30 protein-coding genes and 2 pseudogenes are annotated in these 23,387 nt (G+C 63.7%); 20 read left to right on the top strand and 12 right to left on the bottom strand.

The features are described 5' to 3' along the window. The 7 genes from FFS27_RS09120 to FFS27_RS09150 form a co-directional block, all read left to right on the top strand. The coding region (locus tag FFS27_RS09120) for a putative porin (RefSeq protein ID WP_137951981.1) at positions 1-1,310 on the top strand (1,310 nt) is incomplete at its 5' end. Positions 1,311-1,344: 34 nt separating this feature from the next. Further along, a complete protein-coding gene (locus FFS27_RS09125; RefSeq protein ID WP_004348169.1) occupies positions 1,345-2,007 on the top strand; it encodes a hypothetical protein in 663 nt (220 codons plus the stop codon). A 28-nt stretch (positions 2,008-2,035) separates the two neighbouring features. After that, the gene (locus tag FFS27_RS09130) at positions 2,036-2,515 is read left to right on the top strand and encodes a YbjN domain-containing protein (RefSeq protein ID WP_003085375.1); all 480 of its coding nucleotides are present in this window, start codon (positions 2,036-2,038) and stop codon (positions 2,513-2,515) included. 4 nt (positions 2,516-2,519) lie between these two features. After that, positions 2,520-3,464: a peptidylprolyl isomerase gene (locus tag FFS27_RS09135; RefSeq protein WP_003098445.1), complete on the top strand. Its 945-nt coding sequence runs from the start codon at positions 2,520-2,522 to the stop codon at positions 3,462-3,464. Further along, positions 3,464-3,889 (top strand): hypothetical protein, encoded by a 426-nt coding sequence (locus FFS27_RS09140; RefSeq protein ID WP_003134439.1) that lies wholly within the window; start codon positions 3,464-3,466, stop codon positions 3,887-3,889. Before FFS27_RS09135 ends, FFS27_RS09140 begins: the two co-directional genes overlap by 1 nt. Before the next feature lie 9 nt (positions 3,890-3,898). Next, complete coding sequence (locus tag FFS27_RS09145) at positions 3,899-4,885, top strand: LysR family transcriptional regulator (protein ID WP_021264203.1); 987 nt, start codon at positions 3,899-3,901, stop codon at positions 4,883-4,885. A gap of 71 nt (positions 4,886-4,956) precedes the next feature. Then, the gene (locus FFS27_RS09150; RefSeq protein ID WP_003085387.1) at positions 4,957-5,622 is read left to right on the top strand and encodes a helix-turn-helix transcriptional regulator; all 666 of its coding nucleotides are present in this window, start codon (positions 4,957-4,959) and stop codon (positions 5,620-5,622) included. On the opposite strand, the gene FFS27_RS09155 is transcribed toward FFS27_RS09150, so the two are convergent. From FFS27_RS09155 to FFS27_RS09190, 8 genes are all read right to left on the bottom strand, one after another. Continuing rightward, positions 5,605-6,510: a sterol desaturase family protein gene (locus tag FFS27_RS09155; protein ID WP_003085391.1), complete on the bottom strand. Its 906-nt coding sequence runs from the start codon at positions 6,508-6,510 to the stop codon at positions 5,605-5,607. The two genes, FFS27_RS09150 and FFS27_RS09155, sit on opposite strands and share 18 nt — an antisense overlap. A 78-nt stretch (positions 6,511-6,588) precedes the next feature. Next, positions 6,589-7,905, bottom strand: a complete 1,317-nt coding sequence (locus tag FFS27_RS09160; RefSeq protein ID WP_023087771.1) for an MFS transporter — start codon at positions 7,903-7,905, stop codon at positions 6,589-6,591. A gap of 70 nt (positions 7,906-7,975) precedes the next feature. After that, on the bottom strand, positions 7,976-9,370 hold the full coding sequence (locus tag FFS27_RS09165; protein WP_003123054.1) for an amidase: 1,395 nt from the start codon (positions 9,368-9,370) through the stop codon (positions 7,976-7,978). A gap of 126 nt (positions 9,371-9,496) precedes the next feature. Then, the gene (locus FFS27_RS09170) at positions 9,497-10,117 is read right to left on the bottom strand and encodes a CatB-related O-acetyltransferase (protein WP_003116522.1); all 621 of its coding nucleotides are present in this window, start codon (positions 10,115-10,117) and stop codon (positions 9,497-9,499) included. 33 nt (positions 10,118-10,150) lie between these two features. Next, on the bottom strand, positions 10,151-11,053 hold the full coding sequence (gene migA / locus FFS27_RS09175; protein WP_003085404.1) for an alpha-1,6-rhamnosyltransferase: 903 nt from the start codon (positions 11,051-11,053) through the stop codon (positions 10,151-10,153). A 254-nt stretch (positions 11,054-11,307) separates the two neighbouring features. Further along, positions 11,308-11,946 carry a type B chloramphenicol O-acetyltransferase gene (gene catB, locus FFS27_RS09180; protein WP_019485091.1) on the bottom strand — a complete coding sequence of 213 codons (639 nt, stop codon included), beginning with the start codon at positions 11,944-11,946 and terminating at the stop codon, positions 11,308-11,310. A 92-nt stretch (positions 11,947-12,038) separates the two neighbouring features. Further along, positions 12,039-12,818, bottom strand: a complete 780-nt coding sequence (gene toxR, locus FFS27_RS09185; RefSeq protein WP_003120800.1) for a toxA transcriptional regulator ToxR — start codon at positions 12,816-12,818, stop codon at positions 12,039-12,041. A 285-nt stretch (positions 12,819-13,103) separates the two neighbouring features. Next, positions 13,104-13,958, bottom strand: a complete 855-nt coding sequence (locus tag FFS27_RS09190; RefSeq protein WP_019485090.1) for a LysR family transcriptional regulator — start codon at positions 13,956-13,958, stop codon at positions 13,104-13,106. Between the two features lie 115 nt (positions 13,959-14,073). On the opposite strand from FFS27_RS09190, the gene FFS27_RS09195 reads away from it, so the two are divergent. Beyond that, entirely contained in the window at positions 14,074-14,370 is a 297-nt protein-coding gene (locus FFS27_RS09195; protein WP_003085421.1) for a putative quinol monooxygenase, read from the top strand. A 44-nt stretch (positions 14,371-14,414) separates the two neighbouring features. Then, a complete protein-coding gene (gene gloA / locus FFS27_RS09200; RefSeq protein ID WP_019485089.1) occupies positions 14,415-14,810 on the top strand; it encodes a lactoylglutathione lyase in 396 nt (131 codons plus the stop codon). 43 nt (positions 14,811-14,853) lie between these two features. On the opposite strand, the gene FFS27_RS09205 is transcribed toward gloA, so the two are convergent. Both FFS27_RS09205 and FFS27_RS09210 read right to left on the bottom strand, forming a co-directional pair. Further along, the gene (locus tag FFS27_RS09205; RefSeq protein ID WP_019485088.1) at positions 14,854-15,360 is read right to left on the bottom strand and encodes a GNAT family N-acetyltransferase; all 507 of its coding nucleotides are present in this window, start codon (positions 15,358-15,360) and stop codon (positions 14,854-14,856) included. Between the two features lie 59 nt (positions 15,361-15,419). Next, positions 15,420-15,677, bottom strand: coding sequence for a YjhX family toxin (locus FFS27_RS09210; protein WP_003085431.1), 258 nt, complete (start codon positions 15,675-15,677; stop codon positions 15,420-15,422). Between the two features lie 339 nt (positions 15,678-16,016). Here FFS27_RS09210 and FFS27_RS09215 point away from each other — a divergent pair, with 339 nt between their 5' ends. The 4 genes from FFS27_RS09215 to FFS27_RS09230 all read left to right on the top strand — a co-directional run bounded on the left by FFS27_RS09215 (position 16,017) and on the right by FFS27_RS09230 (position 18,906). Next, positions 16,017-16,310: a DUF2845 domain-containing protein gene (locus FFS27_RS09215; protein ID WP_003085435.1), complete on the top strand. Its 294-nt coding sequence runs from the start codon at positions 16,017-16,019 to the stop codon at positions 16,308-16,310. A 231-nt stretch (positions 16,311-16,541) separates the two neighbouring features. Next, a complete protein-coding gene (locus FFS27_RS09220) occupies positions 16,542-17,018 on the top strand; it encodes a hypothetical protein (RefSeq protein WP_021264262.1) in 477 nt (158 codons plus the stop codon). A gap of 383 nt (positions 17,019-17,401) precedes the next feature. After that, a complete protein-coding gene (locus FFS27_RS09225) occupies positions 17,402-17,824 on the top strand; it encodes a hypothetical protein (RefSeq protein WP_123794471.1) in 423 nt (140 codons plus the stop codon). Next, positions 17,824-18,906, top strand: a complete 1,083-nt coding sequence (locus tag FFS27_RS09230; RefSeq protein ID WP_123794470.1) for a hypothetical protein — start codon at positions 17,824-17,826, stop codon at positions 18,904-18,906. Before FFS27_RS09225 ends, FFS27_RS09230 begins: the two co-directional genes overlap by 1 nt. 74 nt (positions 18,907-18,980) lie before the next feature. On the opposite strand, the gene FFS27_RS09235 is transcribed toward FFS27_RS09230, so the two are convergent. Further along, positions 18,981-19,679: a hypothetical protein gene (locus tag FFS27_RS09235; protein ID WP_071556318.1), complete on the bottom strand. Its 699-nt coding sequence runs from the start codon at positions 19,677-19,679 to the stop codon at positions 18,981-18,983. A gap of 55 nt (positions 19,680-19,734) precedes the next feature. Further along, a complete protein-coding gene (locus FFS27_RS34090; RefSeq protein ID WP_052158592.1) occupies positions 19,735-20,001 on the bottom strand; it encodes a hypothetical protein in 267 nt (88 codons plus the stop codon). A 118-nt stretch (positions 20,002-20,119) separates the two neighbouring features. Between FFS27_RS34090 and FFS27_RS09245 the strand changes: the two genes are divergently transcribed. The 7 genes and pseudogenes from FFS27_RS09245 to FFS27_RS33225 form a co-directional block, all read left to right on the top strand. Next, positions 20,120-20,335, top strand: a complete 216-nt coding sequence (locus tag FFS27_RS09245) for a hypothetical protein (protein WP_033955117.1) — start codon at positions 20,120-20,122, stop codon at positions 20,333-20,335. Next, positions 20,332-20,451: pseudogene (locus FFS27_RS33215) on the top strand (Arc family DNA-binding protein); the annotation flags it as partial. The gene FFS27_RS09245 and the pseudogene FFS27_RS33215, both read left to right, overlap by 4 nt. Before the next feature lie 256 nt (positions 20,452-20,707). Continuing rightward, positions 20,708-20,995: a lysogeny maintenance protein PflM gene (gene pflM, locus FFS27_RS33220; RefSeq protein ID WP_023131707.1), complete on the top strand. Its 288-nt coding sequence runs from the start codon at positions 20,708-20,710 to the stop codon at positions 20,993-20,995. Between the two features lie 515 nt (positions 20,996-21,510). Next, a complete protein-coding gene (locus tag FFS27_RS09260) occupies positions 21,511-21,945 on the top strand; it encodes a hypothetical protein (protein WP_003140508.1) in 435 nt (144 codons plus the stop codon). A 120-nt stretch (positions 21,946-22,065) separates the two neighbouring features. After that, positions 22,066-22,317, top strand: coding sequence for a hypothetical protein (locus FFS27_RS09270; RefSeq protein WP_003124954.1), 252 nt, complete (start codon positions 22,066-22,068; stop codon positions 22,315-22,317). 13 nt (positions 22,318-22,330) lie between these two features. Further along, positions 22,331-22,549 carry a hypothetical protein gene (locus FFS27_RS09275; protein ID WP_003124953.1) on the top strand — a complete coding sequence of 73 codons (219 nt, stop codon included), beginning with the start codon at positions 22,331-22,333 and terminating at the stop codon, positions 22,547-22,549. A 130-nt stretch (positions 22,550-22,679) separates the two neighbouring features. Further along, positions 22,680-23,387 (top strand): annotated as a pseudogene (locus tag FFS27_RS33225) (attachment protein); the annotation flags it as partial.

Raw genomic sequence — 23,387 nt, forward strand, 5'->3', positions numbered from 1 at the left:
ACGGCGACGTGCGCCTGCGCTACGAGTCGCGCTCCTTCGGCAACGGCAACAGCAACCAGATCACCGACTTCGCCGAACTCAACGACGACGGTCCCTATGACGTCAACCCGAATACCAGCTCGGGCCTGCCGCCGCTGCTCAACACCCGCGAGGACCGCGACAGCCTGCTGCGCCTGCGCGCGCGCTTCGGCCTCAAGGCGGCGCTGTCGGAAAGCTGGAGCGCCGGCATCCGCATCGGCACCGGTTCGGACAACAACCCGGTGTCGACCACCCAGACCCTCGGCGGCGGCTTCGGCAAGAAGGACCTCTGGCTCGACCAGGGCTACCTGACCTGGAAGCCCAGCGAGCGCCTGAGCCTGACCGGCGGGCGGATCGCCAATCCGTTCCTGTCCACCGACCTGTTGTATTCCAACGACCTCAACTTCGACGGCGTGGCGGCGATCTTCAACCAGCCGCTGAGCCGCGATGTCTCGCTGTTCGGCACGGTCGGCGCGTTCCCCGTGGAGTACAGCTCGGACACCGCCTCGTCGAACGGTTTCGACAAGGAAGACAGCGACAACAAGTGGATGTACGGCGCGCAATTGGGCGCCACCTGGAAGATCAACCCGCAGCACAGCCTTACCGGCGCGCTGGCCTACTACCGCTTCGACGATATCGAAGGGCGGCGTTCCAGCCCCTGCCGGCCCTGGGCGGGAGATCCGGAGTGCGACACCGACGGCAGCCGACCGACCTTCATGCAGAAGGGCAACACGGTGTTCCTCCTGCGCGACATCGTGCCCAACCCGGCCGACCCGGCGAACACGCCGAACCCGCAGTACGTCGGCCTGGCCTCGGAGTTCAACCTGCTCGACCTGAACCTCGGCTGGGATGCCGAGCTGCCCAACGACTTCAAGCTGCGGGTGGCCGGCAACTACGTGCACAACCTGGGCTACGACGAGGGCGACATGCGCAAGCGCGCCGGCGGTGTGGCGCAGATCGCCAACAACCTCGGCTCCGATGGCGACATCAAGAGCGGGGCGAACGCCTGGATGCTCCAGTTCACCCTGGGCAACGCCCTGGACATGCGCGACGCCGGCGACTGGCAGGTCTTCGCCGCCTACAAGTACATCCAGCCGGATGCCCTGCCGGACGGTTTCAACGATTCCACCTTCCACCTTGGCGGGACCAACGCCAAGGGCTACATCCTCGGCGCCAGCTATGGCTTCGACAAGCGCGTCTACGGTACCGCGCGCTGGCTCAGCTCCGACGAGGTCTACGGCGCACCGTTCTCCATCGACGTCCTGCAACTCGAGGTCAACACGCGCTTCTGAGCGCTCCTCGAGGCAGACCATGAAGAGGCAGACCATGAACACGCGACCTTTCTCATTACCGATCTGGGCCCAGGCGCTGCTCGCCGGGGCCGCCTTCGCCGCCTACGCCAGCCAGGCGGCCTACGCCGACAGCCTGGAGGAACGCCTGCGCACCCAGTTGCGCAGCACCACCCAGCAACTCCAGGCGCTGCAGACCGAACAGGCCCAGGCCACCGCGGCGAAAGCCGCGCTGGAAAGCCAGCGCGATGCGGCGCTGGCCCAGGTCAAGCAACTGAGCGCCGAGCTGGCCCGGGCCAAGGGCCAGGCCGAGCAGCTCTCGGCCCAGCAACAGGGCTTGCACGACCGGGCGCGGCAGATGGTCGAGGCGAGCAACGAGCAACTGGGCAAGTACAAGCAGGCCTACGACGAGTTGCTGGTCATGGCGCGAGCCAAGGAGGCCGAGCGGCAGAAGCTCGACCTGGCGTTCCGCGAGCACGACCAGCAGTTGCAGCAGTGCACCGCGAAGAACCGGGAGATGTATGGCGTGGCCAAGGAGATTCTCGGCGCCTACGAGAACGTCAGCGTCGCCGAGGTGATGAAGATCCGCCAACCGTTCGCCAGCGGTGCGCGGGTGAAATTCGAAGAGATGGCGCAGAAGCTCGGCGACGACCTCTACAAGACCCAGGTCGAGAACCGCCAGGCGGCGCTCGCCCAGTGAAATCCGACAGCAAACCAGGAACCCGGATATGAACGACATCACCCTGATCGAACACCTTTCCGTCGACAGCCTGACCGAGGCCTTGCAGGACGCCGGCTACCGGGTCAACCGCAGCGAGCAGAACGGCGTCGTGCAACTGCTCAGCGCCAGCCAGGGAATCGGCTACGCGGTGCGCTTCGGCAATCCGGCGGCGACGCCGGCGAGCTACCTCGACTTCACCTTCAGCTGCGCCCTGCGCGTGCAGGGCGAATTGCCCGCCGGGCTGACCGAGCGCTGGAATCTCAGCCGGCGTTTCGGCCGCCTGTCGCAGCAGGGCGAGTTCCTGGTGATGGAAATGGACGTGATCGTCGCCGGCGGCGTCAGCCCGGCCAACCTGCGTAGCCATATCGAACTGTGGGATCGCCTGCTGCAGGAGTTCATCGCCTACCTGCGCGACTACAGCCGCCTGGCCGCGGAGCAGCAGGGCATGGCGCAGGATGCCGGTCAACCCGTCGATGGCGAGGCCTGAGCCGATGCGGCCGGCATTTCGTTGCGGCATCCTGGCGTTCGCGCTTGCCGTTCTCGCCGGCTGTGGCCAGCGCGAGGACGGCGGCGCGGGCCAGGCCCAGGCCGCGCTTGCCAAGCCATCTGCCAGCGCCGCCGCGGAACCCGCGGTGGCCCGCCTCGGTGCCTTGCAGGTGGCGCCGGACGAACTGAAGGCGCTGCTGGCCGAGGTGCCGGCGGAAACCCGCGCGCAGTTGAGCGAGAACCGCGACGCGATGGAACGCTGGATGCGTGCGCGACTGGCCGAGAAGGCGCTCTACGAACAGGCCAGCGCCCAGGACTGGCAACAGCGTCCGCAGGTGAAGACGCTGATCGATGCGGCGGCGCGGCAGATCGTCCTGCGTACCTACCTGGAGTCGGTGAGCACGGTGCCCGAGGATTACCCCAGCGATGCCGAACTGCAGGCCGCCTACCAGGCGAACAAGGCGCAACTGGCTGTACCGGCGCTGTACCGGGTCAGCCAGATCTTCATCGCCGCCTCTGCGGCCGGCGGGCTTGCCGAAGCGCGCAAGCGCGCCCAGGAACTCTACCGGCAGGCCGCGGACGGCGACTTCGCCGAACTGGCGCGCAAGCATTCCGACGACCCGCAGACCGCCCGCAACGGCGGCGACATCGGTGGGTTGCTGGCGCAGGCGCAACTGCTGCCGGCGATCCGTCCGGCGCTGGAACGGCTGAAGGTCGGCGCGGTGTCCGAGCCGATCCAGGGCGCCAACGGTTTCCACCTGGTCAAGCTGACCGAGCGTCGCGACGCTCGCCTCGCCACCCTCGACGAGGTCCGTGGTCGCCTGCGCGAAAGCCTGCGCGCGCAACGCCAGGAGCAGATCGCCAAGGCCTACCTGGATGGCCTGGTGAACAACGCTACCCTGAGCATCGACGGCGCGTTGCTCGGCAAGACCCTGGCGGAACTGCACTGATGGGCGGCACGCCGGAGGCCAGGCATGGGCCGCGCGCGAGCCGCTGGCGGCACCTGCGCAGTTGGCTGTTCGGCGAGCCCGAACGGTTCCGCGACGAACGTCAGCGGCTCTGGGTCGCCTACGCCGCATGGCTCGGCGAACAGGTCCAGCAGCGCCTGGGCGAAGATGCCGAAACCGCGCCGCGGCTGCTGGCCTTCCTGGAGTCGCGGCGTGCGGCGGGGCAGTTGCCGAATACCGACATCGACCTGCGGGTCTGGCTCGACGAACGCGGCTGGATCGTCCGTCTCGCCTGCCTGCGCAGCGACGCCGAGCCGATCGAGAATGAACTGCGGCGCGCGCTGATGGACCGTTCGTTGCGCCTGCCGCCGCCGGAACACATGCCGCAGCCGATCGAACTGCGGATTCGCCTCATGCCTGGACGCTAGCGAGGAAGCATGGCCCTATCGGAGTCCGCCGGGCAGCGCCCGGCACTGCTCAGGCCCGCGCAGGGACGCGACGACCGTGCCTATTGGCACGAGCTGTTCGGTTCTCTGGAGGTGGTGCATTTCTTCCTGGTCACCGCCCGTTGCGGCTGTTTCATGCAGGCTGCGCGCAGCCTGGACGTCAAGCCGACGCTGCTGCGCAAGACCCTGGCCCGGCTCGAGGAGCGCCTCGGCCTGCATCTGTTCGTGCATGAGGGCAACGCCCTCTCGCTGACCCGCGAGGGCCGCATCGTCCAGGCCGCCGGGCAGCGCCTGGTCGAGGACAGCCAGAGCCACGCCGATCTTCACCGGCAACAGCCGCTGGTGCGCCTGGCGGTGGCCGAAAGCGTCCTGCACGATGTGCTCAGTCGCGAGCTGTGGGGCTACCTGCGCAAGAACGCCAACCTGCGCGTAGCCCTCGCCGAGTTGCGCGAGGGCTGGCCGGAAAGCGCAGGGCCGGCGGAGATCGCCATCTGGATCGCCGATCCGGGGCAGCCGCATCCGGCGATGGAAGGCCACTTCGCCGCACCGGCGCGCATCGCTGAGCTGGAGTACCAGCCGCACATCGGCAAGCGCTATTCGCGCGAGCGCACGCGGCCGGCCAGCGAGGACGAGCTGGACGACTACCTGCTGGCGCAGCTCCACGGCCAGGCCGCCAGCGCCGCCCTGGCACCCTGGAACCGGCGGGTGGCGGCTCGCCAGTCGGGAGTGATCGAGGTACAGAGCCACGACCTGCTGCTACAGGCGATCCTCTGGGGCGCCTGCATCGGCCTGCTGCCGCATTACGCCGGACGCCTGGAGCGCAACCTGGCGGCGTTGCCGCAGGTCTTCGACGAGCCGATGCGGCGGGAAGTCTGGATGAGCGTGCAGCCGGAAGCGGAGAACCGCGTGGAGGTGCGTGCCTTGCTCGATCTGATCGAGCACGCCTTCGACGACCGGCGCGACTGGTTCGGACGCTGACCTTGCGGGCTTGACGGCGGTCGCCATAGCCGACACCGTTTCGCCACGGAACGGTTGACGGAAGGTACGCGATGACGGAGCGGCATTGGCAGGGCGAGGTCTGGCTGGCGCGGGACCACGCGCTGTTCGCCGGGGTCAACGGCGATACCCGCGAGCACGCTCACTATGCCCACCAGTTGCTGCTGGCGGAGACGCCGCTGCGGGTGCGCGTCGCTGGCCAGGTACTGGAGGCCCGGCGCTTGCTGGTGCCCTCGCTGCAAGCCCATCGCGTCGACGCGTCGCAGCCGTTGCTGGCGCTGTACGCCGAGCCGCTGGCGTTCGACAGCGACGACCTGCGTCAGCTTCTCGAGGACGCTCCCGGCGAGCCCGAGGCGTTGCTGGGGCGGCTTGCGCGGCTGCCTCGTCGACGGCTCGACCGCCGCGTCGAAAAGGCCCTGGCGGCGCTCGACGAGCAACTCGCGGCGCGGGTCGAGGCGGAAAGACTGGCGCGCAGCGCCAGTCTTTCGCTGAGCCAACTAGAGCGGCTGTTCGCCGTCCAGGTCGGCCTGTCGGTGCGCCGCCTGGTGCTCTGGCGCCGCCTGTACCTGGCCTTCGCCCTGGCCTTGCAGGGGCGCAGCCTGACCGAGGCGGCCCATCACGCCGGCTTCGCCGACGCCGCGCACCTGTCGCGCAGCGTACGCAGCCTGCTCGGTATCCGCGCCGGCCTGTCGCTGCCGCACCTACGCCTGGCCGGCTGAACGCCCCAATCCTTCCGGCGGCTGTGGGACGTGCCTGCTGCGTGGCAGGTCGCGGAATGGCGCGAGCAACTGGCCGGCATAGTCGCGGGGATAGTCAGGCTGGTCGCCGATGCCCATGTCGGTGCTGTCCAGGCGGTAGTCGGGACGATGGAGGGCGGTGCCGAGCAGGCGGTCCCAGACGCTGAAGAACAGCGCGAAGTTGACGTCGCCGGCGCGCCCGTAGCGGATGTGGTGCAGGCGATGCAGCGGTGCCCAGGCGAACACATGGCGTAACCCGCCGATGCGCATGTCGACGTTGCTGTGTTGCAGCAGCAACTGGATGCCGATGGCGAAGGCGAGCAGCGCGGCGACCGTCTGCGGCACGCCGAGCAGCAACAGCGGCAGGGTGCCGCCGAGCGCTTCCAGGCCCAGGTGCAGGGGATGCTTCATCAGCCCGTTGAAACCGTACAGGCGCTGCACGCTATGGTGCACCGCGTGCAGCCGCCAAAGCAGCGCCGAACGGTGGCTGGCGTAGTGCACCAGGGTGATGCCGAGATCGGCCAGGACGATCGCCAGCAGCAGTTGCAGCCACAGCGGCCAGGCCTGCGGCCATACCGGCCAGAAGCCCAGAACTCCGGCCAGCAGTGGCAGGGCGAGGATGCCAAGTGCGTTCAGGCTTTCGTTGACCGACGCGTGCAGGACATCGCGCAGGCGGTCGGCGTGCGGCCGGTTCCAGCGTGGCTGGTAGGGCAGTCGTCGTTCGGCGAGAAAGGACAGGCCGAGCGCCCCGAGGAACAGGGCGACCAGCCAGGCGTGGGAAGCCTGGCGATAGCCGACCTGCCAGGTCGCCAGGCCGATGAAGCCGGACCAGAAGAGGGGCGCGTAGGCGTAGCGCAGGAAGAACTGCATGGTGGGACCTCCGGATGAATGAGGTCCCCAGCGTCGCCCGCGACAGGCCGGCGGCGCTTGAACGAACCGCGCAAGTTCTCAGTCGCGCAGCACCAGCGGCGCGCCTCCCATGTCCCCGCGACCCGGCCAGGTCTCGCGGGCCAGCCAGGCCCCAACCAGGCAGACCAGGTTGGCCAGCAGCAGGTAGCCCAACGGCGACAGCGGATTGCCGGTGACGCCGATCAGCCAGGTCACCACGATCTGCGCGGTGCCGCCGAACGCGGCGACGCCGGTCGCATAGACCAGGGAAAAACCGGTGGAGCGCAGCGCCCGGGGGAAGCTTTCTACCAGCAGCACGATCAGCGCCGCGCCGCTCATGCCATGCAGGGCCGAGAGCAGGGCGAGGACGGCGAGGAAGACTGCCGGCTCGGGGTGACGGGTCATTGCCTGCAGTGCCGGGAACAGCACCGCGAGCAGCGCCAGGCGCGGCAGGATCAGCACGGCGCGGCGCCCGTAGCGGTCGCAGAGCACGCCGCCGAGCAACGCCGAGAGCGCCAGTGCGGCGCCGGCGACCAGCGTCGAGAGCATCGCGATGCCCGCCGGCAGGTGTAGCTCGGTAAGGGCGAAGGTGGTCATGTAGTTGAGGAAGTACTGGGTGATGGTGCTTCCGGAGAGGATCAGCAGGCCGAGCAGCAGGGCCCGCCGATGATTGCCGAACAACTCGCCGAGCAGGCTCCGGGTGCTGGCCTGGCGGCCGCGTCCGGAAAAGGTTTCGGCCAGGTTGAGGCGGATGTACAGGCCGATCGGCAGGACCAGCAGGCCGGCCGCGAAGGGAATCCGCCAGCCCCATTCCTGCAGTTGGCGCTCGTCGAGCCAGAGGGTGAGCAGGTAGCCCATCAGCCCGGCGGCGACCGCCGCGATGCCTTGCGCCACGACCTGCCAGCAGGCGTAGGTGCCGCGCTTGTGCGGCGGTGCCGCCTCGAGGATGTAGGTGGTCGCCGGCCCGGCCTCGCCGCCCCAGGCCAGGCCTTGCAGCAGGCGGGTCAACACCAGCAGCAGCGGCGCGGCCGGGCCGATGCTGTCGTAGCCGGGGAGCACCGCGATGCCGCCGGTGCCCAGCGCCATCAGGAACAGGGTAAGGAGCATCGCCGGCTTGCGCCCGACGCGGTCGGCGTAGGCGCCGATAAGGATCGCGCCGAGGGGACGGATGACGAAGCCGACGCCGAACGCGGTGACCGACAGGAGCAGGCTGACGAAGGCGCTGTCGGAGGGGAAGAAAGTCCGTCCGATCATCACCGCGAAGGTGGCATAGACCCCGAAGTCGAAGAATTCCACGGCGTTGCCGAGGACCACGGCAAAGACGCTGCGGCGGCTGGCCGGATCGGCGGCCGCCGGGGGACGGGTGGGGGAGCGCATGGCGAAGGCCCTCTCGGAGTGACGACTGAAACACTCAGGCCTGGAGCCGAGCGACGAGCGGCTGCCGGCTTCAGTCAGCCGGCGGCCGTGGCCAGCCGTGGATCGGACCGCGCCAGCCTTCGTAGGTCTTGCCGATGCGCAACAGCCAGGTATCGGCGAAGCGCGGCGCGACCAGTTGCAGGCCGATCGGCATGCCGGCGGCCGTGAAGCCGCAGTTTATCGAGAGCGCGGGCTGTTCGCCCATATTCCACGGCACGGTGAAGACGATGTGCTCGAACGGCCGCTGCGGATCGTTCAGCGGCGAGGCCCAGTCGGCGGGGAAGGCCTCGACCTGGTTGGTCGGCGTCAGCAGCAGGTCGATCTCGCCGAACAGCCGGGCGGCGCGCCGGCGCATCTCGAAGGTCTGGTTGAAACCGCGCACCGCATCGACCCCGCTGACCCGTGCGCCGCCCTCGGCCCAGGCGTGGACATAGGGCAGCACCCTGGCCCGCCGCGTCTCGTCGAGGAGCAGCAGTTCGCTCCACAGGCGGGCGCGCCAGAAGTCGTTCAGGCCGTCGAGCAGGCTCCGGTCCATCAGCGGTTCGACGATCCTGAGCTGGGCGCCGTGCTCCTCGAACAGCCGCGCCGCGGCCTCGATCGCGGCGCGGATTTCCGCGTCGGGCTGCAGGCCGCAGCCGGGGTCGAGTTGCAGGCCGACCCTCAGGCCGCGCACCGACAGCGGCTCGGCGCTCCAGTCCAGCACTTCCGGCGGCAGGCTGGTGGCGTCGCGGGCGTCGGGCTGCGCGAGGTAGCGCATCAGCAGCAGGCAGTCGTCCATGCAGCGGGTCATCGGACCGGCGCAGCGACCGGTGTAGTAAGGGTCGATGGGGATCCGCCCGAGGCTTGGCTTGAAGCCCACCAGGCCGCACCAGCCCGCCGGCAGACGCACCGAGCCGCCGATGTCGGTGCCCAGGTGCAGCGGTCCGTAGCCGGCGGCGGCCGCCGCTGCCGCGCCCGAACTGGAGCCGCCGGTATTGTTGGCCAGGTTCCAGGGATTGCGGGTGACTCCGTGGAAGCTGGAGAGGCCGGATGAGAGCATGCCGAAGTCCGGAACCGTAGTCTTGGCCAGGACGATCGCGCCGGCTTCGCGCAGCCGAGCGGCCGGCGGCGCGTCGCAGGGCGCGGGTTGCAGGGCGGTGGCGGCGCTGCCCAATGGGATAGGTTCGCCAGCGGTCGCGATCAGCTCCTTGATGGTTACCGGCAGCCCGTCCAGCGGGCCTTTGGGCTGTCCCTTGCGCCAACGCTCGGTGGCCGCCGCGGCCTGTTCGCGAATCCGTTGCGGGTCGAAGCGATACAGCGCGTTGAGATGCGGTTCCCAGCGCTGGATGTGGGCCAGCAGATGCTCGTAGTACTCGCCAGGCGAGAGTTCCCGGCGGGCGAACAGTGCCAGCAGGCGGGTTCCCGGGAGGTCGTGCAGCGCGGTCATTCAAGCTCCCTCGAAGAACGGCCGCGGGCGTCAAGCGGCCGGCCTACCCGTTGTCGGGCGGCAATTCGAAACCAAAGTATATCGGGGAGGTATAGCCCATGACCGGCGATCATTCCCGCCGGGGAATCAGCCCTTGCGTTGCTCGATGTAGCGCAGGAAGGCTGTCATGTCGGTACTGCACAGGGTCCGGGCGACCTGCTTCACCTCGTCCACCGGCCAGTCCCACCAGGCCGAAGCCAGCAGGGCTTCGCGGATGTCTTCCTCGAAGCGCCAGCGGATCTGCCGGGCCGGGTTGCCGCCGACGATGGCGAACGGCGGCACGTCGCGGGTCACCACCGCGCCGGCGGCGACTACCGCACCATGCCCGATGGTGACCCCGGAGAGGATCAGCGCGTTCGTGCAGATCCAACAGTCGCTACCGATGACCACGTCGCCGCGGGTCGTGGTGCTGTCAGGGATGTCGGCGACCTCATCGATCATCTTCGGGAAGGGGTAGGTGGTGAGCCAGTCGGTATGGTGCTCGCCGCCGAGGAGGATCTTCACGCCGGCAGCGATCGAGGTGTAGGCGCCGATCCTTAGGGTGGCCTTGTCGCCGAACTCGGTGACCTCCGGGATCCCGTAGGTGCCCACGCCGACCTCGTAATGTGGGTAGGCAAGACGGATCTTCTCCGGGGCCTTGAAGATCTTTTCCCAGCCACGGAAGTACTTCCGCTCTTTGCGTTTTTTCAGTTTTTCCAGGAATTTCATCGAATTACCTTGCCACCTTGGAGTCCGCGGGGCTCAGGTGGTCTCGTGATGGAGAAGGAAGCGCTTCAACCGGCGGAAGGTGGTGCGGTTCCACTGCCGCAGCGGCAGCGAGCGGAGCAGTTGCCAGGCATGCCGCTTGTCCGCGACCACGGCGTATTTCAGGGCCTTGTTGACCAGTTCCGTGCGGCCGCGCTCGTAGGCGGGATGCGACTGGTAGGGCTCGATGGTGCGCAGGTCGGCATCGAGCAGCACCTTGTAGCGCCGCGACAGGTTGTCGGGGTGGCGCCGGTAGCGAGTGACCAGCACCGGCAGCTTGTGGATCTGGTAGCCCTGGCTGGCGATGCGCAGGGTCATCTGGAAGTCCTGCACCTTGATCTCGGGATCGTAGAAGCCGGCTGCGCGCAGGGCCTCCATGCGGTACAGGGACACCGGGGCGCCGCAAACGTAGGCGTTGCCGAGCAGGTAGTCGAAGTCCAGCTGGCGGATGCGATTGCCGTTCTGCCGCTTGGTTTCCTGGCCTTCGCTGTCGATGTAGATCACCAGGGCGCCGACGCAGCCGACTTCCGAGTGCTGGTCGAGGTACGCGGCGCGCACGCTCAACGAGTGTGGCAGCATGATGTCGTCCAGGTCCGGCGTGGCTACGTAGTCGCCGCGGGCGTGTCGCAGGCCGAAGTTCAGCGCTGCGCTGACGCCCTGGTTCTGCTGGCGGTAGAGCTGGAAACCGTGGACTTTCTGCAACTGCTCCAGCATGGCGTAGCTGTTGTCGGTGGAACCGTCGTCGACGATGATCACTTCGAAATTCGGGTAGTCCTGCTCGTAGATGCTGCGCAGGGCTTCTTCCAGGTACTTTTCCGCGTTGAAGCAGGGCGCTACGACGGATACCAGCGGGGCGTCCGTCGTGCCTGAGTGCTTGCTGGAAGTGGCTTCTTCAATCATGTGTCGTTCTTGTCACTCGTCTTGCCCGGTAGCCGTTCCAGGAGGCCGCCGGTCATGAAGTCCTGCGATCGTTCCGGCAATCGTTGCTCGGCACGGGCTGGCGGAAACACAGCGTTTCGTTCCGCCGGTACGGTCGCTGGAGTGGCTCTGGCACGCATGCCTGGATGGCCAGGCATCGCGACAGTACACCGTTGGAAGCATAGAGGGTAGGCCATCGGGCCCGAGAAAAATCCTCGACCTCCTTCGTCCAACCGTCAGGCCGAGGCCTGGCGCTGTTTCCAGTGCTGGTACAAGGCGGGGATATCCCCAGTACACAGCAGTGGCATGGCTGCCTCGATATCGGCCAGTGGCCAGTCCCACCAGGCCATTTCCAGCAGGTTCTGGATATCGCCATCGGAAAAGCGCTTACGAATGGTCCGGGCCGGGTTACCGCCGACGATGGCATAGGGCTCGACATCGCCGGTCACCAGCGCGCGGCTGCCGATGATGGCTCCGTGGCCGACCCGTACGCCGGGCATGAACATCGCCTCGGTACCGATCCAGACTTCATGGCCGATCAGCGTGTCGCCCGCTGGCTGATAGCCGTTCACGGCGCCGGCGAAGGCCGGCTCTTCGTGCATGAAGTGGAAGGGGAAGGTCGATGCCCATTCGGCGCGGTGTCCCTGGTTGCCGGCCATGATGAAGGCGGCGCCACTGCCGATCGAACAGAAACTGCCGATGACCAGCTTGTCCACGTCGTCGCGGTCCGGCATCAGGTAGCGGGCGCAGTCGTCGAAGGAATGCCCGTGATAGTAGCCGGAGTAGTAGCTGTAGCGCCCCACCCGAATGTTTGGGTTGCTGACCTGTTCCGAGAGCAGCTTGCCCCTGAAGGGGCTCTCGAAATAGTTGCCCATGACCGTCGTCCCTGTCCGTCGAAACCGCCAAGGGTAGCGCCTGGCGGGATAGCGGGCCAGCCTGGCGTGACGGCTGGCAGCCGCATCGGCGTTCAGCAGGCCGGACTGCTGAACGGCCAGGCCTGGAAAGGCTCCGAATAGTGCCTGCCGTGACGGAAGGCGAAGGGGAGTGCGTTGGCTTGTTGGTGCAGTTCCTCATTGTCGACGTTGAGGCAAAGCATCTGGATGTCCTGTGCCACCAGCAGCCGGTTCAGGTACTCGATGCTCTTGCGCTGGCGCAGGTTACGCGTCAGCGGGCCGGGGGCAAGCAGGCGCGCGTCCAGGCCCAGGTAATCGCAGAGGCCGGCGTCGACCTCGGCGAAGCACTGGCGAGCGTCGGTATCGATGCGTTGCGGGTGCAGCGCGATGCGCACGCCGCTGTCGCGTAGCCGGGCGAGGGACGCCAGGTACTCCGCCGAGGCGGGTTCCTGCTCGTCGATGGCCAGCAGCAGGCAGAGTTCGACCTGGTGCTGCTGCAATTGCCTGGCCGAGGCCAGGATCCGCTCGCAGACCCCGGCGTTGCCCAGGCTGCTGGCATGCAGGGGAATGAAGTTCTTGCCGAGCAGTTCGAGGTCGGTGTTGTGCCGGTGCACGCACAGGAGGCGCGCCAGCAGGTGCTTGACCGCCGCCTCAGCAAGCAGCGGCGGTGCGCCGGAAAGGAAGGCCGACAGGTCGACGCGCTGGCGCCGTTCGCGCAGGGAGAGCTTGCTGCCGACCAACGCGCCGTTCCTCGCATAGATGCCATGGGCGAAGAGCTCGAATCCGTCGTTCGCATCACGGTTGCCGAGGCAGAGCCATTTCAATGGCGGGGGCGTTCTGTCTGTCGCAGTCATAAGTGATGGCTCTATGGGCAAATCTCGCCAAGGCGCTCGGGCATGGAGCCCGCACGCAGGGTTGAGGGGTATCTAGCGGAGACGACCCTACCTCCCACGAATCAAGGTCTTTCGTCGGAAAACCCAGGGGGCAGGTAGGAGATCGGCTCGGCAATCGGCCGCCGAGGGTACTTCCGGTGTCGCCGCCAGGCCTGGTTGGTGGCGGCTTTTTCTCTGGTCTGTGCAGTGGTTCCGCTGTTACCGATTTTTCCGAGTGCGTTTGTGTTGCGGCATCGTTCGTTGGCGTCAGTCGGCGCCGATGCTGTCGATGAAGCCCTGGATCAGCGGCGAGGCTTGCTGTTTGCGCCAGACGAAATGGATATCGCTGGAGTCCAGGCCGGCTACCGGTTCGGCATGGAAACCCCGTCGCGTGGAGGGCCTGCGTGCAACGAAGCTCTCCGGCACGCAGGCGAAGCCGAGACCGGCCTCGATGCAGGCGAAGAGGCTCGGGTAGGACTCGATTTCCAGGGTCGCACGCGGCTGGATACCGCTCTCCGCCAGCCAGCGGTCGACCTGGCGGCGGTAGTGGCAAGTGTGGCCGAACACATAGAGTTCGAGGCCGGCGAGGTCCTCGGGAGTGGGCGCCGGCAGGTCGGCGGGAGTGACCCGCAACAGGCGCTCGCGGAAGGCCAGGCGGCTGGCCAGCAACGGGTGTTCGATGGGGCCGTCGGTGACGATCAGGTCCAGCTCTCCTTCCATCAGCAGACGCTCGAGCAGCAGCGAATGCTCCGGGCGGATGTGCAGTTCAACGCCCGGCGACTCGCGGCGGTAGCGGGCCAGGCGCTGGGGCAGGTGATTGGCCAGGGCCACGTCCAGCGCGCCGACCCGTAGCGCGCCGTGCGCCTGGTCGCCGGCGAACAGCGCGGCGGTCTCGTCGGCCAGCGCCAGCAGGCGCCGGGCGTGGCGGTACAACAGGCGGCCCTCGGGGGTGACCAGCAGGCGGTTCCTTTCGCGATTGAACAGGGCTACGCCGAGTTGTCCTTCGAGTTCGCGCAAGCGGGTAGTGATGTTCGACGGCACGCAATGCAACTGTTCGGCCGCGGCTGCGATGGTGCCGCGTTCGACCACCGCGCAGAAGAATCCGAGTTGGGAGAGTTTCACATCATTCTCTTTAAGTGAGTGCTTTGCTGATTATTGATTACTTTTGATGAGTGGAAGGCCACCCTAGCATGGACCTCGCGATCGCTTCCAACCCCATTTCACGAGGAAAGATTCCATGACCTACCACGTACTGGTTCAGTTCGACGTTCCCTCCGACAAGCGCGAAGCGTTCGCCGCGGCAGGCCTGTTCGATGCCAATGGCTCGTTGCAGAACGAGCCGGGCACCCTGCGCTTCGAGGTGATCCGCGACGAGAACAACCGCAACCGCTTCTACCTCGACGAGGTGTACGAAGACGAGGCGGCGTTCCTCCAGCATTGCCGCAACGAAACCATCGCGCGCTTCTATGAACTGATCGACAGCTATGCCTTCGGTCCGCTTTTCCTGTTCAAGGGCTACCGCGTCGAGGGTTGATTCCCGCTCCGGCGGCTCGCCGCCGGACTCCACGGAGAATTTCCATGCGAATCCTGCACAGCATGCTCCGCGTGGCCGATCTTGAGGCCGCGCTGGAGTTCTACACCCGCGCCCTGGACATGCGTCTGCTACGGCGCCGGGACTATCCCGAAGGCCGCTTCACCCTGGCCTTCGTCGGCTACCAGGACGAGCGCGCGGCCGCTGCCCTGGAGTTGACCCACAACTGGGACCGGGACGGCTACAGCCAGGGCGACGGCTACGGCCACCTGGCCATCGAGGTCGAGGATGCCGCCGTCACCTGCGCCCGGGCCAGGGCTCTGGGCTATCGGGTCACCCGCGAGGCCGGGCCGATGCAGCACGGACGCAGCGTGATCGCCTTCCTCGAAGACCCGGACGGCTACAAGGTGGAACTGATCCAGAAGGGCACCCAGTTCGATTGAGCCCGCGACCAGCGGGCGACATAGCGGCTGCTGTCGTTCCGGCTCAGCCGCTGGCGTCGAATGCGGCGTGGAAGGCCACTATTCCTCGCGCCATGCGCCCGCTGAAGGACTGTGCCTGGAAGTATTCGGCGGGAACGCCGAGCAACGCCAGGCCGCTTTCCACCCGAAAGCCGAAGCGCGAGTAGTAGGTCGGTTCGCCCAGTACCACGCAGCCGCCCGCGGGCAGCATGCGCAGCTCGGCGAGCAGGCGCCGGACCAACTGCGAACCGAGGCCCTGGTGCTGCCGCTCGGGCGCCACCGATAGCGGCGCGAGGCCGTACCAGTCGCCCGCTTCGCCATCGATGGTCACTGGTGAGGCAGCGATATGGCCGATCACCTGGCCGTTCGCTTCGGCCACCAGCGAAAACGTCAGCGCGCCGGCACGGCGCAGGGCGTCGATGATGTACTGCTCGGTATGGCTGCTGTGCGTTTCGTTGCGGAACGCGGCTTCGGTCAGGCGAGCGATGGCGTCGATGTCGCCGGGCGTTTCCGCATGGATGGAAATATTCATGCAAGCACTCCTCGGAACCCCCGCCTTGTCCCGGCGAGGGCAATGGAAAAGGAAGGGGGTCAGCGATTGTCCGCCTGCGGGCGCACGGCTTTCAGCCCGGCCATGGATATCCGGTAGGGCCTGCCCTGGCGGGAGTGGACCAGGCCCTTGTTCTTCAGCCTGGAGAACACCGCCAGGGTGCAGTCGAGCAGCAGGTGGCCGTCGCGGTTGTAGCACTCGACGCGGGTGATCTTGCCCGAAGCGTCGCGAAGGAAGGCGATATGGCCGCCCTGGGCCAAGGCGTGAAGCGTCCGTTGTTCCGGCTTGGAAACGTTCATGTCGGTAGAACCTGTAATCATCGGTGTGACAACGCGGCCGCACTGCGCGAAAAGGCGCGTGCGAGCCATGGCGAAGGCAGATAACCGGCGACACCTCGTGCGGGATGACGAAGTGGCGGTTATCGGATGACTACTATCTCCAACATGCAAGCCTCGGATCGGGGAGGGCGCAGCCACGAAAGCGTGCTGCGATGCGGCAGTCTAACGAAGCTGGCGAAGCGACGGCAAGGAACTGCCTGCGTCGCCATGCCGCTGTGCGACGCTTGCGCCTTTGTGAGGGAGTTCGCCTCGCCCCGCGGCGGTCCGCGCTTTCATTATCGGGGGAAGCGGGAGGTATCCATGTTTCGCACGGCGCTGACGCTGTTCATGTCTTCGTTGGCAATTCCTGCCCTCGCCTCGATGAGATGCGGCACGCATCTGGTGGACGAGGGCGACAGCGTCGAGCAAGTCCTGGAAAGGTGCGGGCAACCGCTGAGCAGGATCGTCAACGAGCCTGCCCTGCGCAACAACGGCGTGCCCAAGTTGAATGCCGCACGCACCGAATTCTGGGTGTATGGCCCCAGTGGAGGCGTCTACCGACACTTGCGCTTCATCGATGGCAAGCTGGTCGAGATTCGGCTCGAGCGGAAGTGATACGAGGCTGTTGAGGAGTTATTCCTACAGATAATTACTAATTCGCTGCGGAACACCGTGAAAGAGCGCTGAGCGAGAAGACGAGCCGGGTGCGGGCCCAGGTGGATGCGTCTTCCGTCGTGTAGGAATTGCCCGATATCGGGCGGCGGGGCGGAAGGTTGCGGGCCACCCCGATCGCATACCTGAAAAGTTGGCGGCGTAATCTCCGCGATTTTCAGGCGAGGGCGCGTCATGTTGAAGTTATTGGTCGTGGTTGCTTCCCTGTTCATCGGCGGAGGCATGGCCATGGAAGAACCCCGGGGGGCGGATGGGTTTTCCGCTGTCGCAGCGGTCGATCCGGGAGCGAACCCCGAAGCGCAACTGGACGAGGAGCCTCAGGAGGTCAGCGAAGCGCCGGCCTATCGCGTGGATGACCTCACCTTCCTGTACCTCACCCATGAGGTCTATCTGGAACCCTACGTTTCCTGCCGTCCGAAAGTCCTGGGCGAACGTTCGTACGTCGCATGCTGGAACGAAACCTATTCCGGCCGCTCACCGCTGAACTTCTGGGAATACGACGGGGGTGACTTCCTCGCCCTCAACGACCCGGCACGTGTGTTGGCCGAGGGAAAGTTCGCCAGCGAGCGGCACATCGGCGAAGCGCCCCTGCCGCTGCCTCTGGATATCGATCTGGACCAGTTGGAGCGGGCCTACTCGCTGATGATGTAAGGAAGAGGAACCTTCCGGCTGCGCCTCCGCCGAAATCCATGGGGCGCTTCCGATCTTTCCCGGGCTTTACGCGGTAAAGCCTGAAAACAGAAAGCCCCTGGCACTGGTTGGTGTCAGGGGCCTTTGCATTGGGATCTGGAGCGGGCGAAGGGAATCGAACCCTATAAAGCAGCATTTCAGAGCGCTCCAATGCGTCCTATGGCCTGCACTCTCACAGCTCTACTGTCGGAAATCGTGCCTTTTCGTTTTGTTGATTTCGACACTTTTTCGACATCAGATGTGTTTAGGAGTGCTGGAGCGAGTGGCCATTCGGCTGGACGGGATGGACGTGGCGAGGCATTTTGCTACTATTTTGTTATGCAACTGACAATAAGGATGCATGGATGCTAGCCTACCAAGCAGAAATATCCGCTCTAAATAATTCGGGGGTTCAATGCCCGCCAGTTGACGCAATTGCCGATGACCGCCTAGCATGGCGCTGGGTTTTTTCACCTATTACCTCGCTTTCTGCCGAGCCGGTCGCAATTCGTAATCCTAGGCGTCTTCATAGCCAGAATGACACGCAAAAATGCTCTTGTTGGGCATTGTCTATGCATGCGTCAAAAGCGCAGAGTGTTGCTGCATTTCAAGCAATTCTGAAACACCATCCTAAGGCGAAAAAACTGCTAGGTGATCATGTCGCATCTGTGGCGATCACTTCAGATCATGGTCTATGCACTACAGCGCAGCATAATGGGCATTTTGACTTCTTCTCATACGCAACCACAAATGTTACATCCATGATGGCTGTGTCGGAGAGACTGTGATGAGCTTTATTCGTATCCCTGGCGAGCATATTTCTGCAAAGATAGTTTCTAAACATACTTGGAACGCTGATCTTGTTTATTATGATGGTCCTTTAGTTAGCCTCTACCGAAGCGAACGTGGTGAAGATGTTCTTTATGTCTGGCTCGATTGCACAGCGACAAGGCATCGGTGGTGCATTGTCCCAATCTCTCGAGAGTCTTTGCGAGGTTATTTGGATGAAGCTTATAGTCTTCTAGAGTTGTTTCGAAGGTCAAAGTATTTAATAGCATTTGATGTGGGGCAGAGCCTAAAGAAAACAGGCATAACCTTGACTTGCTATGAAGATATGCCTGAAGATTATTTGCCAGAAGAGGACTCGCTACTTACCCCGGAAATTGCGACCGAATCTGCGTTGTCTTTAAAAAGTGAGCTGACTGCGGATTACTATCTTGGTTTAAATGGTGACGAATTGTATGTAGAGGAGCTTTCTAAGATTCAGAGGCTCTTTCAGCAGCTATATTCATTTCATTATGGTCTCTCCTACTCTTTTAGAACTGCTGTTCGTGATAGGTTGCAGCACTATTCCTCTCAGTGGTCTGGTGGTTTTAGTGCGGTTAATATATTTAGTGGTTTGGGTAGTGTGATACCTTCAATTCATCGGGCTCGTATTTCCCAGCTGAGCTTTAACTCTCCAGGGCATATTAAACTTGATTTGCTTCCGGATTTGGCTGCTCAAATTCAAAGTTCTATAGAAGTTACATTTCTTCCAGGGAGGCAAGTTCTTCTCGAGGAGCTTTATTCTCGAGCGTATGAGTATTTTAGAGAGTCTGGAATATCTGGTTTTGAATCTGAAAGCAATCGTATATCGCAAAATTTAACTTCTGAAACTCGGGCGACGTTAGATACGTTTGTGATTGATTTCTTTTCGATAATGGAATGGGATTACTCTTCTCACCCGCTGCACTTGATCGAGGATAATCCGCTTCTCAAATTGAGGATAATTTTTGCTTATTACCGTAGACTTTCGCAGCTCCGAAATTTTGTTGTGGATGGGAAACTGATGGTCGGAGTGTCTCCATTATTGCTGTCGGTGCCTGCCTGAAAAGAAGAGATAGGTAGAGCGTTCCACTTTGATTTCGGTAGTTTCTGAGTCTTGGTCTTGCAGCTTTGCTCCGGCTATCCCATCGGACTGAAGCTGCTCGCAGCTGTGCAATAACGCGTCTTCATTTGATCACTTCCTGTCTTGCGGTCATTGTCATAACGCGCACGCCAGATTCTGCACTGTTCATGGAAGTGCTGCTTGGCAGCCTTACGACACTCGCGGTAGTCGATTGAGCCGCGTCGGTGATTGGCGCAGACACTGGAGCCATCTATGTGATTGTTTACGGATAGCCATTCTGCTAGGTAGTTTGTACCGCCATTCCAGCTTTTGATCCACTTAGAGGTTCGTTCTCGGCTTGCTCGATTGGTCTGGCGTTGCTGTGGTTGCTGGGGCGTGGACACTACTCGATGGGGGGCTGGCGGTGTGTAGATGTTAGTCGGCTTTTGCGGCCTGTAATTACTATCGTTATAAACAGTTTGCTTAGGTTGGCTCTGTTGATGATTGCGTGCATTAACGCTTTCCCAGAAAAGTTCTTCTGATGTCTTTTGGGGCTGGTCTTGGGGAGTGTGATCGTTAGGGGTGTGAGCAGGTTTCTCAAGGTTAGAGGGTTGGCTGGGTTGTGGTTTTTGAAGGAAAGAGAGTTTGTTTCCTGCCATGTATAAAGCCAACCCTGAAAGTCCTAGTCCTAGAGCAATTGCAAGCGTCCATTTACCAAAGCTCTGGCCTCGCCTTCTCCTCAAGTGTTCTGGCGCATCGTCCCTGTCTGCTTTCATTTCTTGCCTTCTGTCCGTAGGGCGTACCATCGTAGTGCTACTTTTCTAGTGACCGCTATCCCGCGTTTTGATTGGACAAGTTTCGATTGGCTTCGTCATAGTCGGGGCTAGTTTGGCCGACTTCTGGGGCGATGGAACCGCTTGCAATCCATAACGCGTAATTAGGGAAAATTTTTACTAAGACGTCGATTTCTTCCGTGCTCACGCGAATGGCGCCTTTGCTGACGCTTTTCCATCTCTCGTAATCGCCCCCGTGAAGGCTGACCTTTTTGGGTCCGATTTTCTTGATTAATAGTCTTGCTCTATCGGCTGACGTGCTCATATAGAAATTTATTCCGGGGAAATAGTTGCCCTGACGTGGCTTTGGGGAAATAATTTCTCCAGAGCAATTATTTCTCTAGCTGCGTATGGCTAATGCCACGAATAGTGACGGAATGAGCATGGAACTGGAAGAGCTTAACCCCGGCGCCCTGATAGGGCCGCAACAGGATGTGGAGTCCATCGAACGGTGGGCGGAACGCAACGGCATTAGCTATGGCACTGCCCGCGCCTGGGTTTACCGGGGCGTGCTGCCGTCCGTGAAGCTCGGAAAGCTGCGCATGGTGAATAGCGCGCTGCTTCGCAACTGGCTGTTGGAACAGGAGTGGTCGGCATGAGCCGCACCGATCCGCAATTCAAGCTCCGTATGCCTCCAGCCCTTCGCGCTCGGGTTGAACAGGCTGCCAGGGCCTCTATGCGTTCCCTGAATGCCGAACTGGTCTTCCGTGTTGAGCAGAGCTTTGAAGGCGCTGATGAGGTAGCGCGCGTTCTGTCGAGCAACCCGATTAACGCCTTGTTGGGCTTCCTTGAGGGCTATCTGCTGCACGCGGCAGAGCATCCCAGCGAACCCTTCGACCGCGCCCTGATGCTGATCGATGGCCTCATGGACTCCGGCTACCTCTCCCAGCCGGAAGAATCCTATCTGACCGACCTGCGGGTTGAGGCTCTCGCCTGGGGTCGTGCTCGCCAAGATAAGGAGGAAGCTGACCATGTCGTCTCCGAATTACTTGCGCCAAACCCACGCCCCGGACTGCGCCTGCTCTGTGTGCTGGTCCGCAAGGCAGGTCATCCCATTGCACAGCCCGTCGCCGTGTCCGGACTGCCGGCCCCCTGGGCTGCCCTATCTGGAAGATGGCCGTTGGCTCTGCCGTCCCCGTTCCTTCTGCGCGAAACACGACCCGTCCCGGCGTCCGCCGAAGTACTGGCACGTTGTGTACGACAGCGGGAAGCCCACGCCCTTTGTGCCCGTGCGCGAAGCATTCCAACTGGAGGGCTGACCCATGCTCGCTAACACCCTGAAAGCGCTGCTCCTGCTCTGCCTGATCCGGGCCGCCCGCACCGTGGCCGATCCGGTCAAGGGCCGCGCTCCCGGCTCGTCGGAACAGCTTCACCGTTCCGGCGAACGGAAGCACGGGCGCAGCGCACCCTTGAACGCCTCCCCCCTGAAACAGCCTCCGCTGGGGAGTGTGGGGCAGCTTCTCCGCCCCGCGCTCCCGAGCCCTCGGCGGCAAGAGCGGGATGACAAGGGCAGAGCCCTTGGTGTTGCTCTGCGGGTTCCAAGGGGGAGCGTTCCCCTTGGCCGTTGGAGACGACGTTGCGATAGGGGTCGCTACCCGAATGGGCCGAGACGAACACCCGTGGTTGGCTTGGTTCGCTAGCGAATAGAGCCCGGCCCGAAGGGATCGCCCGACAAATCACTTTCACCCAACACCGCTGAATGAAGGCGAAACAGCCGAATTTGCAGCAGCGGGACAACTCACGCCGAAAAAGGCGAATTGAAGGAGAAACACCGATGAACATGTTTGCAACCCAAGGCGGCGTCGTCGAACTGTGGGTCACCAAGACCGACACTTACACCTCGACCAAGACCGGGGAAATCTACGCCTCGGTCCAGTCCATCGCCCCGATCCCGGAAGGTGCCCGTGGCAACGCCAAGGGCTTCGAGATCAGCGAATACAACATCGAGCCGACCCTGCTAGACGCCATCGTCTTCGAAGGCCAGCCGGTGCTCTGCAAGTTCGCCAGCGTGGTCCGCCCGACCCAAGACCGTTTCGGTCGGATCACCAATACCCAGGTGCTTGTGGATCTGCTGGCCGTGGGCGGCAAGCCGATGGCGCCGACCGCCCAAGCCCCGGCCCGCCCGCAAGCGCAGGCCCAAGCCCCGCGCCCGGCCCAGCAGCCGCAGGGCCAGGACAAACAAGACAAGTCCCCGGACGCCAAGGCGTAAGCCGTAGGAGGCCGCGATGCTCCGCTATCTCTCGCTGTTCGCGGTAGGTCTGGCCACCGGCTACGCCTGGGGCTGGATCGACGGCCTAGCGGCCTCCCTGGCTGTTTGAGGACTGCACGAATGGAAGGCTCTGTATCGGTTCAAGTGTGCAAGACCTGGGTCCAGAACGCGGACGGCACGGTCGGCTGTACGCACCTTGAGTGGATACAGACCTACCTGCTGCCGCCTGAGGCAGAGGGCTATTTGACTCTGCTGATGGGTGGTTTCGACCCGTCGGCCTTCCGCCTCGGCTTCGCCGGGACCATCGGGCTGTTCGCCGTTGGTTTGGGGGCTGGCTTGATCATTTCTGCCATGCGCAAAGCGCGCAATTAATGAGGTTCCAATCATGGAAAAAATGAAAACCCTGTTCCGCAACGCTTCCATCGCCACCGTCGGCCTGGCCGTGGCCAACGTCTCCTTCGCTGACTCGCTGATCGACGAAACCACCAAGGAAGTGCTGACCCAAGCCGGCACCGACGGCTCGTCCGTGGCCAAGCTGGTGATCGCCGCCGTGGCGGTGCTGGTCGGCCTCGCTCTGGTCATCGGCGCGATGCGCAAGGCCTGACGTGATCTGGTCTCTCATGCTGGGTGCGTTCATGGCCTATTCCCTGATTTCAGGGCTCAAGGTCGGGCAATACCAGTAGTGGCGACCGAAACGGAAGCCCCCTCCGGAGTTTCCGGCAGGGGGCTTTTTTGTGTGGGGTCTTACGATGAAGTTTGCGAGCCTGATTCTGATGCTTCTCTTTGCCACGGTGGCGAGGGCTGAGGATTACTACTGGAAAATTCAGTCACTGCCTGAACGCTTTTCTTCGCCCTCGGCAGCTTGCGCGGCGTGGGCCAAAGCCACGGGACGCCCTGGGGAGTTCACCTTCACCGGGTCTATGAAAGCCCGTGACCAGACCTCGTTTTGGTGCGAGTTCACGAACAACGAAACCGGCAAGACTGCTGCCGGGTATGGTCCTGCCGCACGCTATGGCGATAGCTGTCCAGCCGACACCGAATACAACAAAGAGACCGGCGAGTGTAAGGAAAACAAGTGCAAGATTCTGGCCGGCTCGCTCTACGAAAAATCCCATCAAGCGCCGATTTCCCGCTTCATCAACTACCTCGGCTGTGAGATTGCGGTCAGTGCGATTGACGGTTGTATCGGTCCCGCTGAAGGTCAGGCCGGCGCGACCTACTGCAAGGTCATCGGCTCGTTCACCGGCAACTGGTTCACCTCCAATGGCTCCTGTGCCTTCGGCTGCGACGTGGGTCCGGGCGACGGTCCGCCGCCGGGTGGTGACGGCGGCACCGGGGGCGATGGTGGCAGCAACCCGCCCGGCGGCGACGGTGGAAGCGACGGCGGCACCAAGCCCGGTGGCGGCGACAACGGCTCCAGTGGCGGCGGTGGAGGAGGTGGC

Origin of the sequence: Pseudomonas sp. 2VD (genome assembly GCF_005503585.1) — a bacterium.
Lineage (GTDB): Bacteria > Pseudomonadota > Gammaproteobacteria > Pseudomonadales > Pseudomonadaceae > Pseudomonas > Pseudomonas aeruginosa.

Coding starts and splice junctions, on each gene's coding strand:
- FFS27_RS09170 (WP_003116522.1), bottom strand. CDS start 10,117: ATGAAATTCCTGGAAAAACTGAAAAAACGCAAAGAGCGGAAGTACTTC.
- FFS27_RS09145 (WP_021264203.1), top strand. CDS start 3,899: ATGGCCCTATCGGAGTCCGCCGGGCAGCGCCCGGCACTGCTCAGGCCC.
- FFS27_RS09155 (WP_003085391.1), bottom strand. CDS start 6,510: ATGCAGTTCTTCCTGCGCTACGCCTACGCGCCCCTCTTCTGGTCCGGC.
- FFS27_RS09270 (WP_003124954.1), top strand. CDS start 22,066: ATGGAAGGCTCTGTATCGGTTCAAGTGTGCAAGACCTGGGTCCAGAAC.
- FFS27_RS34090 (WP_052158592.1), bottom strand. CDS start 20,001: ATGAGCACGTCAGCCGATAGAGCAAGACTATTAATCAAGAAAATCGGA.
- FFS27_RS09245 (WP_033955117.1), top strand. CDS start 20,120: ATGGAACTGGAAGAGCTTAACCCCGGCGCCCTGATAGGGCCGCAACAG.
- FFS27_RS09235 (WP_071556318.1), bottom strand. CDS start 19,679: ATGAAAGCAGACAGGGACGATGCGCCAGAACACTTGAGGAGAAGGCGA.
- FFS27_RS09125 (WP_004348169.1), top strand. CDS start 1,345: ATGAACACGCGACCTTTCTCATTACCGATCTGGGCCCAGGCGCTGCTC.
- FFS27_RS09140 (WP_003134439.1), top strand. CDS start 3,464: ATGGGCGGCACGCCGGAGGCCAGGCATGGGCCGCGCGCGAGCCGCTGG.
- FFS27_RS09225 (WP_123794471.1), top strand. CDS start 17,402: ATGCTAGCCTACCAAGCAGAAATATCCGCTCTAAATAATTCGGGGGTT.
- FFS27_RS09205 (WP_019485088.1), bottom strand. CDS start 15,360: ATGAATATTTCCATCCATGCGGAAACGCCCGGCGACATCGACGCCATC.
- pflM (WP_023131707.1), top strand. CDS start 20,708: ATGTCGTCTCCGAATTACTTGCGCCAAACCCACGCCCCGGACTGCGCC.
- gloA (WP_019485089.1), top strand. CDS start 14,415: ATGCGAATCCTGCACAGCATGCTCCGCGTGGCCGATCTTGAGGCCGCG.
- FFS27_RS09275 (WP_003124953.1), top strand. CDS start 22,331: ATGGAAAAAATGAAAACCCTGTTCCGCAACGCTTCCATCGCCACCGTC.
- FFS27_RS09160 (WP_023087771.1), bottom strand. CDS start 7,905: ATGCGCTCCCCCACCCGTCCCCCGGCGGCCGCCGATCCGGCCAGCCGC.
- FFS27_RS09135 (WP_003098445.1), top strand. CDS start 2,520: ATGCGGCCGGCATTTCGTTGCGGCATCCTGGCGTTCGCGCTTGCCGTT.
- FFS27_RS09150 (WP_003085387.1), top strand. CDS start 4,957: ATGACGGAGCGGCATTGGCAGGGCGAGGTCTGGCTGGCGCGGGACCAC.
- FFS27_RS09215 (WP_003085435.1), top strand. CDS start 16,017: ATGTTTCGCACGGCGCTGACGCTGTTCATGTCTTCGTTGGCAATTCCT.
- FFS27_RS09230 (WP_123794470.1), top strand. CDS start 17,824: ATGAGCTTTATTCGTATCCCTGGCGAGCATATTTCTGCAAAGATAGTT.
- FFS27_RS09165 (WP_003123054.1), bottom strand. CDS start 9,370: ATGACCGCGCTGCACGACCTCCCGGGAACCCGCCTGCTGGCACTGTTC.
- catB (WP_019485091.1), bottom strand. CDS start 11,946: ATGGGCAACTATTTCGAGAGCCCCTTCAGGGGCAAGCTGCTCTCGGAA.
- migA (WP_003085404.1), bottom strand. CDS start 11,053: ATGATTGAAGAAGCCACTTCCAGCAAGCACTCAGGCACGACGGACGCC.
- FFS27_RS09260 (WP_003140508.1), top strand. CDS start 21,511: ATGAACATGTTTGCAACCCAAGGCGGCGTCGTCGAACTGTGGGTCACC.
- FFS27_RS09220 (WP_021264262.1), top strand. CDS start 16,542: ATGTTGAAGTTATTGGTCGTGGTTGCTTCCCTGTTCATCGGCGGAGGC.
- toxR (WP_003120800.1), bottom strand. CDS start 12,818: ATGACTGCGACAGACAGAACGCCCCCGCCATTGAAATGGCTCTGCCTC.
- FFS27_RS09210 (WP_003085431.1), bottom strand. CDS start 15,677: ATGAACGTTTCCAAGCCGGAACAACGGACGCTTCACGCCTTGGCCCAG.
- FFS27_RS09130 (WP_003085375.1), top strand. CDS start 2,036: ATGAACGACATCACCCTGATCGAACACCTTTCCGTCGACAGCCTGACC.
- FFS27_RS09195 (WP_003085421.1), top strand. CDS start 14,074: ATGACCTACCACGTACTGGTTCAGTTCGACGTTCCCTCCGACAAGCGC.